Raw genomic sequence first — 11,437 nt, forward strand, 5'->3', positions numbered from 1 at the left:
CCCGGTTCCGGCCGTCGGTGACACTCATGGTCCCGGTGTCACAGGGTGCAGATCCGGCGGGCCGGTGGGCGTCTGTTTCGTTCAGGGTTTCGATGCCGTTGTCCCAGCCTGTGACCCAGGCCTTGCCGGTGCGGGACCGGTTGGCGCGGGCGGTGTCCGGGGCGGCGATGGCCTGGGTGCGGGTCCGGTCCACGTTCCCGGCGGAGAGGACCTGTAGGTACTCCACGGTCCGGGAAATTTCCTCCACTCCAGCGGCGTAGTTGGCGGCGTCAACGTAGCTGGCCCCGGCAAGTACCGACGGCGCGGCAGCAGCAGCCTGGGCCACGAGCCTGCCGATCTCGGCCAGACCCAACGGCTCCCCGGCCCGCAAAGAATCTGCCGGAACCGGCCCTGTCACAGACGTAGCTGGGTCGGACTCATTCGCAGCCTGCGCGGACCCTGTTACAGCTACGGCTGACGAGGAGTCAGCCTCCACGGACTTGGCATGTGCGAAATCAGCCTGCTTGGGCCCTGTTAGAGCCACGGCTGATGAGGAGCGAGCATCGGCATGCTCGCCTGCTACGAAATCAGCCTGCGTGGGCCCTGCTTCTGATGCGGCTGATGCGGTGCCGGGTTGGATGGCCTCGGCGGGTACAGCGTGAAGGTGCCAGCTGGGCCTAAGCGGGGTGCCGTCGTCGTACGCGGAAGGGCCAGAGCCGGAAAGAAAGCCAGAGGCGCCGGCGGCCGGACCGCTGAAATCCAAAGCGCCAGACGAGGCAACAGCCCCCGCCCGTCCGAGCACCACGACGTTACCGCCGTAATGCTCAGGCCGCTCCCCAATGACTTCCATAAACCCATTCTGGTCAGGGGGTCTGACAATTCCGGCGCCCTCGGCAACAAGGCAGCAAACCCGGAAGCGCCCGAAGCCGTCCCAGGCTGAACTGCAGAATCAGCGCCTAAGGAGCCATCAGGAACCAGCGCACGCGCGGCGAAAAAACGGCCGAACTCCGCGAGCTGATCCCCGATGGCTTCCATACGTCAACTCTGCCAAAGGACACCGAGAAAGGTGGCTGAAACAGAAGCTATGTGGATAACTGAAGCGAGTCAGTCCTCCGCAACCACCACAACTCCGCCGGCAGGAACCGAACCCTCAAACCGCTCGCCGGACAGCAGCTCAACACCGGAAGCCTGGACCGACGCGGACGAACGCGAATGATTGATGGCGAAGAGGAAACTGCGGCCGTCGTCGGAGCGGCGCCGGGTCAGCTCCACACCAGGATCGGCGGCTGCAACGGGCGCAGCACCGGACTCCTCCAGTAACTGGTCAACAATCGACTCGATCCCTTCCCGGTCCGGGAACGTGGCCAGGTACCAGGCCGCACCGGCACCAACGGATCGCTTGGTCAAGGACGGAACGCCCTCCAGCGGGTACTCCGTAAAGGTCTGAAGGGCTTCCGCACCGGCAAGGTGAACGTGCTCGCTCCAGACAGAGGAAATCGTCCCGTCGCTCAGCTTGAGTTGCGTGCCCGCCAGCAGGGGATGGAATTCCTCCACCCGCACGCCCAACAGGTCCCGGAAGGCACCCGGATAGCCTCCTAGCCGCACATGGTCCTTCTCGTCCGCGATGCCACTGAAGTAGCTCACCAGCACGGTGGCACCGGCGGAGGCTGCAGCGGCAATGTTCGCGGCCGCCTCGTCAGTCACCGAGTACAGCGTGCACACCAGCACGAGGTCGTACCCCTCAAGGGAAGCGGACGGGTGCACCATATCCACGGAAGCGCCCCGCAGGAACAGCGACCGGTGGAAGGCCCGCAGGAGGTCAAGATACTTCACGTCGACGCTCGGCTTGGAATCAATTTCACTGGCCCACCACGCCTCGTAATCAAACACGATGGCAACGCGGGACTCCACGCGGGAACCGCGCACCGGAGCCAGCCGCTTCAACGCCGAACCCAGGTCCACCACCTCACGCCACACACGCGTGTCCCGTCCGCCGTGCGGCACCATTGCCGAGTGGAACTTCTCCGAGCCGGCGAAGCTCTGCCGCCACTGGAAAAACATCACAGCATCGGCACCGCGGGCCACGTGGGCCAGCGAGTTGCGCAGCATTTCACCGGGCATCTTGGGCTGGTTGCGCGGCTGCCAGTTGACGGCCGACGTCGAATGTTCCATCAGGATCCACGGGTCACCCCCCGCAATGCCGCGGGTGAGGTCCGCGCTGAACGCGAGTTCGATCTGCCGTTCGGGGTCGGCGGCCACCAGGTAGTGGTCGTTGGCGATGACGTCCAGGTCCTTGGCCCAGTCAAAGTAATCCATGGACTTGGTGGCGCTTGAGGCCATCAGGTTGGTGGTGCACGGCACGCCGGGAGTCACCTCACGCAGGACGGCAACGAGTTCCCGGTAGTAGTCCATCAGCGCCCAGGAGTTGAACCGCTGGAAGTCCAGCTGCTGCCCCGGGTTCAGCGTGGACGGCGCGACGGCGGGCGGCAGGATCTCATCGAACGAGCCGTAGTTCTGGGACCAGAAAGCCGTACCCCAGGATGCGTTGAGGGCATCGATATTCCCGTACCGGCGCTCCAGCCACGACCGGAAGGCGGCGGCATCCTCCTCGCCGTAGAACTCTGAGACGTGGCAGCCCAGTTCATTGTCAACGTGCCAGAGCGCCAGGGCCGGATGGTTCTTGTACCGCTCGGCCAGCTTGCGCGTGATTCCCGTGGCGTACCGGCGGTAGACGGCCGACGACGGCGTGTAGTGCCGCCGCGACCCCGGCCCCAGCACGGTTCCGTCAGCCGTGACCGGCAGGATCTCCGGATGCTTCCGTACCAGCCATGCCGGGGGAGCGGCCGTGGCCGTGGCCAGAGCCACCTTGACGCCAATTCCAGCGAGGTTGTCCATGACCTCGTCGAGCCAGGCGAAGTCGTACGTGCCCTCAGCTGGTTCCAGCAGCGCCCAGGAGAAAATTCCCACGCTGAGGAAGCTCACGCCTGCTTCCTTCATCAGCTCCAGGTCCTCGAGGCGGACGCTGACCGGCCACTGTTCCGGGTTGTAGTCGCCGCCGAAGGCGATGCCTTCGATGTTGTTCCAGACGCTCGCCGGGCTGGAGGTTTCCTGCAAAGTCATGGGACTCCTTTGTCTGCTGGGAAGATGGATGCTGCGTGAAAATCAGATCTTTGGAAAACGCTTGCCCATTTCCGGGAATGCCGATATTGTATCGTTTCAGAAACCGTGTAAGCCAGCTCACTACTCTCGTTGTAGATTCGGGCAATGGGATTGCACACATCGAGCAAGGAGGCTCCCATGATCAACAGAAGGCATTTCCTTACCACCGTAGCCGTCGGCACCGCATCTGCCGCGGCACTGGCGGCTTGTGGAACTGGCTCCAGCTCCTCAGGAGGGGAAACCGGCTCCGCAGAGAAGCCGGTCACCATCAACTACACCTGGTGGGGCAACGACGACCGCGCCGAGCGCACCCGCAAGGCCATTGCCCTGTTCGAGTCGAAGAACCCGGACATCAAGGTCAACGGGAACTTCACCGACTTCGCCGGCTACTGGCAGAAGCGCGCCACCGAAGCCGCCGGCGGCGGCCTGCCGGACGTAATGCAGTGGGACTTGTCCTATCTGCGTGATTACGGCCAGCGCAACCAGCTCCTGGACCTGGGCACCGTCAAGATCAACACGGACGCCTTTGACAAGTCCCTCCTGCCCTCCGGCCAGATCAAGGGCAAGACCTACGGCATCCCCACCAGCACCAACGCCTTCGCCGTCTACTACGATCCTGCCAAGCTGGCATCCCTGGGCGTCGCAGAGCCGGACGGCTCCTGGACCTATAAGGAATTCAACGACTTCCTCACCGAGGTGGGCGCCAAGAGCAACAGCGCCCTCTTCGGCTCCACGGATTACACCGGCGTCTGGTGGATGTTCAACATCTGGCTGCGCCAGAACGGCATCGAAGCCTTCACCGAGGACGGCAAGCTCGGTTTCACCAAGGACGACATGAAGAAATGGTGGAACACCACCGCAGGCCTCCGCGGCACCCCTGCCATCGTTTCTGAAGAGCGCGTCACCCAGCTCGCCCCCAAGTCGCCCTTCGGCTCCAACGTGACCGCCACCGAAGTCACCTGGGACAACTTCATGGCCGGCTACCTCGCAGACAGCGGCGCGAAGGAACTCAAGCTGGTTCCCGTCCCGTCGGATGACAAGGACAACCTGGGCCTGTTCCTGAAGCCGTCCATGCTGATGGTGGCCAGCGCCAAGACCAAGTACAAGGACGCCGCCGCCCGCTTCATCGACTTCATGGTCAACGATCCCGAGGTTGGCCAGATCTTCAAGACCTCCCGCGGTGTTCCGGCGTCGAAGACCCAGCGTGACGGGACTACCTTTGAAGGCACCGACAAGCTCGTGGTGGACTACGAAAAGTCCATCGAGAAGTACCTCAAGGACGCTCCGGAACCGCCCATCGTCGGCTTCGGCACCCTGGAAGCTTCCTTCAAGCGCGTCTCCTCGGACCTGAACTACGGCAAGCTGACCATCGACGGCGCAGCCGACGCATGGTTCAAGGAAGCCGAAGACCTCATCAAGCAGAACGCCTGATCAGGCAGACAGTCTGACCAAGACGTCCACAACTGACGGAATGAACTCGTGACTCAAAGCCCAACACTGAGCAGGCGTTCGACGTCGTCCGCTCCCGCGCTGCGCAAGTCAAGGCAGCGCCGGGCGGACGCCCGCGCCGGCTACACCTTCCTGCTGCCCTGGCTGCTGGGATTCATCGCCCTCACTGTCGGGCCCATGATTTCCTCGCTCTACCTGTCCTTCACCAACTACAACCTGTTCGATCCGCCCAAGTGGATCGGCCTGGACAACTACACCACCCTCTTCCAGGACGAACGGTTCCTGCAGTCGGTGGGCGTGACTGTGGGCTACGTGGTCTTCGGCACCCCGCTGAAGCTCGCCGCAGCACTGGCGGTGGCGATGCTGCTGAACAGCAAGCGCCGCGGCCAGGGTTTCTACCGCTCCGCCTTCTACGCTCCGTCCCTGATCGGTGCGTCGGTGTCCATCGCCATCGTCTGGAAGGCCATGTTCGGCGACAACGGTCCGGTGGACCAGGGCCTTTCGATCTTCGGGATCAACCTGGGCGGCTGGGTGGGCAACCCGGCCATGACCATGCCGATGTTCATCCTCCTGACGGTGTGGCAGTTCGGCGCCCCGATGGTGATCTTCCTGGCCGGCCTGAAGCAGATTCCCAACGATCTCTACGAAGCAGCATCCATGGACGGTGCCGGCCCGGTGCGGAAGTTCTTCAACATCACCTGGCCCATGCTTTCCCCGGTGATCTTCTTCAACCTGCTGATGGAAACCATCCACGCGTTCCAGATCTTCGCCTCGGCCTACATCATCTCCAACGGTGAAGGCGGCCCTGCCGGCTCCACCCTCTTCTACACCCTTTACCTGTACCTGCGGGGCTTCAGCGACTTCCGGATGGGCTACGCCTCCGCGATGGCCTGGCTGCTGGTGATCGTGGTGGGCATTATTACCCTGATCTTCTTCCGCACGTCCAAGTCCTGGGTCCACTACAGCGGTGATGCAAAATGACAACCATGGCAACCCCCACCCAGTCCACCCCGGACGCACAGGTGCCGCACTACAACCCCAAGTCCGAATCGGCCGGGGCCAAGCGCGCCAAGAGCACCCTCTTCCACGTGGTGGCCCTGGCCCTCACGGCTGTGGTCCTGTACCCGGGCTTATGGATGATCGCCTCGTCCTTCAAACCGAACGCCGAGATTGGCGGCGGCAACACGTCGCTGTGGTCGAGCAACTTCAGCTTCGACAACTTCGTCACGGCCATGGAGGGCATCGGCGGCGTCTCCACCCTGCAGTTCTTCACCAACTCGCTGATCCTGGCGATCGGAGCCGTGGTGGGAACCATCCTCTCCGCGTCCGTGTCCGCATATGCCTTCGCAAGGATCAAGTTCCCGGGCCGCAGCATCTTCTTCGGGATGATGATCGCCACCCTGCTCCTGCCGTTCCACGTGGTGATCATCCCGCAGTACATCGTGTTCCAGCAGCTCGGCCTCGTTGACACCTACGTCCCGCTGCTGATCGGCAAGTTCCTCGCCGCCGACGCGTTCTTTGTCTTCCTGATGGTCCAGTTCATGCGCAACCTGCCCGCCGAACTGGACGAGGCTGCACGGATCGACGGCGCCGGGCACGTCCGGATCTTTACCTCCATCATGCTGCCCCTGATGAAGCCGGCCCTGATCTCCACCTCGATCTTCTCCTTCATCTGGAGCTGGAACGACTTCCTGGGCCCGCTGCTCTACCTGAACACGCCGGAAAAGTACCCGCTGCCGCTGGCCCTGCGCCTCTTCGTGGACCAGACCCAGAGCTCGGACTACGGCGCCATGATTGCCATGTCCGTCCTCGCCCTGCTGCCGGTATTGATCTTCTTCCTGGTCTTCCAGCGCTACATCGTCGAAGGCGTCTCCACCCAGGGCCTCAAGGGCTAACGGAAGAATCTAACAGAAAATGAGCGTCATGGACAGCACCACACCCGCCTCCAACCACCATGAACCCGTCCCGGTCAACCGCTTCGCGCTGTTCTCCGAGACCCTCCTGGCCGGGGTGCTGGTACTGGTGCTGTCCATCCCGCTCGTGACGATCCCCGCCGCGTATGCGGCGGGGATCGCCCATCTCGAACGTCACCTCTCCGGCCGCGACGATTCCGTCCGCGGCCTCTGGGATACCTTCAAGGCTGCCCTGCCCGGCAGCTGGAAGCTGGGAATGACGACGGCGGCAGCCGCCGTCGTGATTGTCCTTAACCTTTTGCTCGCTTGGGTGGGGCAGCTTCCCGGCCGGGAAGTGGTGTTGCCTGCCACGCTGGTCCTCGCCGCCGCAGGTGCCGTCCTGCTCCTGCGCACCACCGCCGCCTGGTCGGACTCCGCGGGCCACCACATCTCCGGCGCCGCGGACTCGCGCGCTCTGGCCGGCAGCGCAGACGCCCGCAGGTCCGAAGCCCGCAGCGCCTGGCGCTCTGCCCTCGAAACAGGCCAGGCCGTGTCCGTAAGGGACTGGAGCGGATCCCTCCTGCTGATTGCGGCCCTCATCGGGACAGTGGTGTTCGTCTGGATGCTCGCAGCACTGTTCGTGGTGGTCCCCGGCATCCTGATCCTGGCCTCGGCCGCCGTCAAACTGCGCTCCAGCCGCGCCTGAAGTCTCCAGCTCCAGGCACCCCGGTTCTGTCCGCCACTATTGAGTTGAGTCCGACGTGTCTTCCGACCGCCAACGTTCCCAGCAGTCCCTCCGTCCTTCACAGAACCAGCCCCCGTGGTACCAGCCCCTGACCCAGCGCAATTACCGGATTTTCCTGGTGCTTCTCTTCACCGGCAGCGTTGGGGTGTGGATGCAGCGGCTGGCCCAGGACTGGCTGGTGCTGCAGCTGACCGCCAGCCCCGCCGCAGTGGGTGTGGCTGTTGCCCTGCAATTCCTGCCCATGCTGGTGGTGGGCCCGCTCAGCGGCCTGTTGGTGGACCTCTTCCCCAAACGCCGCATCATGCTGGCCTGCCAGGCCGTTATCGCACTGCTTGCCATGGGACTTGCCGCATGGGCAGCGAGCGGGACCATCACCGTCTGGGCCGTCTACGCCAGCTGCATTGCGCTCGGTATTACGTCGGCCATCAACCAGCCCGCCACAACTGTCTTCGTCAACGAAGTAGTGGGTGACACCGCGCTGCGCCCGGCCATCGGCCTCAACAATGCCATTGGCCAGCTGGGCGCCATGGCCGGACCGGCATTGGCCGGTGTGGTCATTGCCCAGGCCGGATCAGCCGCAGCATTCGCAGCCAACTCCGTGCTGTGCGTGCTGGTCCTGTGCATGATTGCCGCCATCCGCCCCGCCGAGCTGCACCCGAGCACCCCTGCGGCGCGGGGGAGGGGCCAGCTCCTGGCCGGGTTCCGGTACGTCAAGGACCGCCCCTCCCTGCTGCTGATCATCGCGCTGGCCGGGCTGCTGGGGATGTTCGGAATGAACGGTCCCGTGGTGCTGGCAGCCTTTGCAGCACGCGTCTGGCACAACGGCGTTGAAGGGTTCGGCCTTTTCAACACTGTCAGCGCCGTTGGGGCCCTGGCCGGTGCGTTGCTGGCCGCACGCCTGCGGACGCTGGGCCGGAAAGGGATTGTCATGGCGGCCGGCCTCTTTGGGCTGGCCCAATTGGTGGCGGCCCTGATGCCCAACCTCGTCCTCTTCACCGTGATGCTGGTGGTGGTGGGGCTGATGACCCTGTTGTTCCTGACCAGTGCGGCCACCGCCGTCCAGCTCGAGGCAGGGCCGGAGATCCGGGGCCGGGTGATGGCGCTTTACCTGCCGCTGCTGCTGGGCGGACACGCGATGGGCGGGCTGTTGGCCGGCTGGTTAACCGAGCAGTTGGGGGTGCGCCTGGGGCTGGTAGCCACCGGCGCTGGAGGTATCCTGTCCGCCGTCGTCATCGGTTTGCTGCTGTGGCGGAATTCCCGCCGCCTGAGCCGGTGATTCCTTAGGCCGCGCCGCCGGGAGCTGACCAGCCCCCGGCGGTCGGCGCTTTCAGGAAGCCATTCAGGATGCCGGCAGGCTGAACACGTGCGGTGCCGAGGCGGCCCAGGGGAGCCCGAGCTCACTGAACGTGGCGTGCTGCGCGCCCGAGCGCTCGAGGGCGTCCTCGATGCCGGCGACCACGGCGTGGGCCGAATCTCCCTCGCCCTCCCAGTGGACGAATTCTGCGTCAATCGGAGCGGGCAGTGGCGCGGTGCGAATGGCTTCCAGGACGAGCATAAAAGCGCCGCTGTCCAGGAGCGGGCTCAGAAGAGGGGTGCCGTTGCTGCGGTGGGCCAGCAGGTTCTCCGTCAGGTCGTCCCGGCCAAAGACCTCCTCGGTACGGCCCTTCGCCGTCTCAACGGCCAGGCGGTCCTCCGTGTAGTGGAAGACGGCGGTGCCGGCCGAGCCCTGGAACATCACATACGGTTCCACGGATTCCGTGGCACACAGCGTCAGGGCGCACGTGATGGGCAGGCCGCCGCGGGTGCGGATCCTGATCACTGACGTGTCATCGGACTCAATCTGGTTGGCGCGGTACAGCTCGGTTTCGAGCGATGCAATGTCCGCCGTCGTGCGTGCCCCGGCAATCCTCAGTGCGGTTGCCACCGCGTGGGCCAGGGGATTGGTGGCCACGCCGTCCACCACATCCACGCCGTCGATGGTCCGCCTGCCCGCCCACCGGGACCGCTTGTAGTAGGCCCGGTCGCGGACCCAGCGGCCGGTGGCGGAGATGCCCTGCAAGGTTCCGATGGTGCCGTCGGCGAGGAGCTCTTCGATGGCCGCCAGTGCATGCGATCCCAGGCTCTGGAACCCGATCTGCACACTCCGACCGGACGCCGCGGCAGCGTGGACGAGCAGGTTGAAATCCGCAAGCGAGGCGACGGGAGGCTTTTCCAGGTAGAGGTCGGCCGCGGTGGCCAGGGCTGCCAGGCCCAGCGGCGCGTGCGTCTGGATGGGGGTGGCAACAATGATCAGGTCCAGGCCGGTGGTCTCCGCGAGCAGTTCCGTAAGGCCAGGAAAGACATGCGCTGTTTCGGGGACCGAGCCGGCGGCAGGGGGATTGGGATCGGCCACGGCAACAAGATCGACGACGCCGGCGGCCTGGAGGCGTTCAAGGTTACGCAGGTGGTGGGTGCCGAAGCCGTGGACACCTACCAGCGCCACCTTGGCTGCAGGTCGACCGCCCGGTCCGGGCGAAGATTCGCCTGCCGACGCTGCGTTGGCCGCAGGGCTTTGAGGTCCGGTTGCAGGAGTATCCCCGCTGGCCTGGGTCCCGGCGTCTGTGGCGGTTGGTGTTCCCATGGTGCTCCATTCGGCCCCGGAGGGCTGCTTTTTCCCGGCGCGAGGCCTCAGGTGGGCAAGCGCTTTCCAGATTCAAGTGTGAAGCACAGACGCCCTTCGCGTCCAGTAATGTAACGATTCAAAAAGCTATGCTGTCGAAACCGGACCCGGGGTTCCGGGCAGCCGCAGTGCAGCTGGTGAATGTTTTGCAGTGTGGAGGTGCGCTCAGGCCACGGCTTCGAGCGACAACTCTTTCACCGCCACCTGCAGGGCTTCCATGTCGAACCACTTGGCGGGCATGATCTCGTGGATAAACGCATCAAAATCAAAGGGGTGGCAGTGCCCTCCGTGGTTCCAGTAGAGAACCCACAGATCGATCAGGCCAAGATCCTTCCGCTGCAGCAGGGCTCTGGCGGTGTGCCGCAGGTCTTCCATAGCCAATCCTTGCTTCTGCTCCCCCCGGCCCACAAGAGCAGTAACGGGGTTGACCGAAAGAGATTTGGCTTGGAGCCTATTGGCCCTGGGTCGGGACCGGGGCCAGGGCCTCAGCCTGTGCCGTAACGCCGGCTATCACCTGCTTCAGCTGTCCCGCGCTGCTCTGGATGCTGGTACCGGCATCAACCGGAATAAAGCCGGGGTACCAGGGCAGTCCGGTGTACCCCATCCGGAACTTCTCGAGGTCCCCAAGGTTCTCTTGGTCCTCGCCCCGCAACATGATCCGTTCATGAGCCTGCTCCGCTGTGATGTCGAAGTAGGCCACTGCCTGCGCCTGCGGAAGCAGCCGCAACAGCGTTGAGAGCGCACGGCTGCGGCGGATTCCCCGGGCTTTCCGCAGCGCCAGCTGGCAGTAGAGGTGCCTGTCCATGATGACAACGCCGTCGAACCGAGCCGCCCGCAGATGGTTGAGCAGGACGTTGAAGACCCGGACCGTGGTCTCCAGGACATCGGCAAGGTGGACGGGCAGGGGCACATTGAAACGCTGCGCAAGGGCCAGGATGCTTTTCCTGCCCGAGTAGTTCCCCAGCACCAGTATCGGAGTGTCCGGAAGCAGCTTCTCCACTTCCTTGGCAGCCGTCGACTTGCCGGCGCCATCGATTCCCAGCAGGACAATGAGTGCCTGTTCCGGTTTGGCGCGATGTGTCATGTTTCCTTCATACCGTCCAGGCCTGTGGCTTCTGTTCATGAAGCCGGGGGAAAGGCTGTGAGTGCGCTTGTAACGGCGCTGGGGTCTAAGTTGGTTCCGGGAGTCAAAGCAGGAGCAGAACTGGGGGAGCCTGCAAACGGAGGGAGAGCAGGGCATGGAGCCAGTAACGGTCGACGGCGGCAAGGGCACCGTGGAATTGCGTCCCGACGGCGTGATCCACCTTATCTGGGAACCGAAAGTCCGGATAGAACAACAGGACGCCGCGGCGGCTATGGCAGCGGTGAACGACATAGCGGGGGATGCCACCTACCCCATGCTGGTGGACATGGCCACCACCGAATCAGTCACCAGGGCGGCACGGTCCGTTTTTTCGATTCCATGCGCCGCGCACCGGATCGCCCTCCTGGGCGCCAGCCCTGTGGACCGGATCCTGGCGAACTTCTTCCTGGGTGTCCACGTCCCGCCCTGTC

General features: G+C 64.3%; 10 protein-coding genes and 1 pseudogene. 6 read left to right on the top strand and 5 right to left on the bottom strand.

Annotation, left to right across the window (positions count from 1 at the left end):
* Together FNL14_RS23195 and FNL14_RS01825 are read right to left on the bottom strand one after the other, a co-directional pair.
* Positions 1 to 829, bottom strand: a pseudogene (locus FNL14_RS23195) (hypothetical protein); the annotation flags it as partial.
* A 254-nt stretch (positions 830 to 1,083) separates the two neighbouring features.
* Positions 1,084 to 3,099, bottom strand: coding sequence for a beta-galactosidase (locus FNL14_RS01825; protein WP_142057178.1), 2,016 nt, complete (start codon positions 3,097 to 3,099; stop codon positions 1,084 to 1,086).
* A gap of 177 nt (positions 3,100 to 3,276) precedes the next feature.
* On the opposite strand from FNL14_RS01825, the gene FNL14_RS01830 reads away from it, so the two are divergent.
* The 5 genes from FNL14_RS01830 to FNL14_RS01850 are packed head-to-tail and all read left to right on the top strand — an operon-like array spanning position 3,277 to position 8,500.
* Positions 3,277 to 4,569, top strand: a complete 1,293-nt coding sequence (locus tag FNL14_RS01830; protein WP_142057180.1) for an ABC transporter substrate-binding protein — start codon at positions 3,277 to 3,279, stop codon at positions 4,567 to 4,569.
* 48 nt (positions 4,570 to 4,617) lie between these two features.
* Complete coding sequence (locus tag FNL14_RS01835; protein WP_142057182.1) at positions 4,618 to 5,568, top strand: carbohydrate ABC transporter permease; 951 nt, start codon at positions 4,618 to 4,620, stop codon at positions 5,566 to 5,568.
* Positions 5,565 to 6,482 (top strand): carbohydrate ABC transporter permease, encoded by a 918-nt coding sequence (locus FNL14_RS01840; protein ID WP_142057184.1) that lies wholly within the window; start codon positions 5,565 to 5,567, stop codon positions 6,480 to 6,482. The genes FNL14_RS01835 and FNL14_RS01840 overlap by 4 nt, the downstream gene beginning before the upstream one ends.
* A 19-nt stretch (positions 6,483 to 6,501) precedes the next feature.
* Positions 6,502 to 7,185, top strand: coding sequence for a Poxvirus protein I5 (locus FNL14_RS01845; protein ID WP_142057186.1), 684 nt, complete (start codon positions 6,502 to 6,504; stop codon positions 7,183 to 7,185).
* Between the two features lie 55 nt (positions 7,186 to 7,240).
* On the top strand, positions 7,241 to 8,500 hold the full coding sequence (locus FNL14_RS01850) for an MFS transporter (RefSeq protein ID WP_142057188.1): 1,260 nt from the start codon (positions 7,241 to 7,243) through the stop codon (positions 8,498 to 8,500).
* A 63-nt stretch (positions 8,501 to 8,563) separates the two neighbouring features.
* Here FNL14_RS01850 and FNL14_RS01855 read toward each other — a convergent pair whose 3' ends face one another.
* The 3 genes from FNL14_RS01855 to FNL14_RS01865 form a co-directional block, all read right to left on the bottom strand.
* Entirely contained in the window at positions 8,564 to 9,844 is a 1,281-nt protein-coding gene (locus FNL14_RS01855; RefSeq protein WP_142057190.1) for a Gfo/Idh/MocA family protein, read from the bottom strand.
* Positions 9,845 to 10,048: 204 nt separating this feature from the next.
* Positions 10,049 to 10,258 carry a hypothetical protein gene (locus FNL14_RS01860; RefSeq protein ID WP_142057192.1) on the bottom strand — a complete coding sequence of 70 codons (210 nt, stop codon included), beginning with the start codon at positions 10,256 to 10,258 and terminating at the stop codon, positions 10,049 to 10,051.
* 76 nt (positions 10,259 to 10,334) lie between these two features.
* The gene (locus FNL14_RS01865; protein ID WP_181762518.1) at positions 10,335 to 10,967 is read right to left on the bottom strand and encodes a thymidylate kinase; all 633 of its coding nucleotides are present in this window, start codon (positions 10,965 to 10,967) and stop codon (positions 10,335 to 10,337) included.
* Positions 10,968 to 11,121: 154 nt separating this feature from the next.
* Here FNL14_RS01865 and FNL14_RS01870 point away from each other — a divergent pair.
* Positions 11,122 to 11,437, top strand: a 316-nt coding sequence (locus FNL14_RS01870; protein WP_142057239.1) for an STAS/SEC14 domain-containing protein, incomplete at its 3' end; no start/stop codon positions are given.

It is taken from the genome of Pseudarthrobacter sp. B4EP4b (assembly GCF_006680095.1).
Lineage (GTDB): Bacteria > Actinomycetota > Actinomycetes > Actinomycetales > Micrococcaceae > Arthrobacter.

Bases quoted from the DNA above. Each gene is read 5' to 3' on its own strand.
- FNL14_RS01830 (WP_142057180.1), top strand. From the start codon at position 3,277: ATGATCAACAGAAGGCATTTCCTTACCACCGTAGCCGTCGGCACCGCA.
- FNL14_RS01845 (WP_142057186.1), top strand. From the start codon at position 6,502: ATGAGCGTCATGGACAGCACCACACCCGCCTCCAACCACCATGAACCC.
- FNL14_RS01865 (WP_181762518.1), bottom strand. From the start codon at position 10,967: ATGACACATCGCGCCAAACCGGAACAGGCACTCATTGTCCTGCTGGGA.
- FNL14_RS01855 (WP_142057190.1), bottom strand. From the start codon at position 9,844: ATGGGAACACCAACCGCCACAGACGCCGGGACCCAGGCCAGCGGGGAT.
- FNL14_RS01840 (WP_142057184.1), top strand. From the start codon at position 5,565: ATGACAACCATGGCAACCCCCACCCAGTCCACCCCGGACGCACAGGTG.
- FNL14_RS01825 (WP_142057178.1), bottom strand. From the start codon at position 3,099: ATGACTTTGCAGGAAACCTCCAGCCCGGCGAGCGTCTGGAACAACATC.
- FNL14_RS01860 (WP_142057192.1), bottom strand. From the start codon at position 10,258: ATGGAAGACCTGCGGCACACCGCCAGAGCCCTGCTGCAGCGGAAGGAT.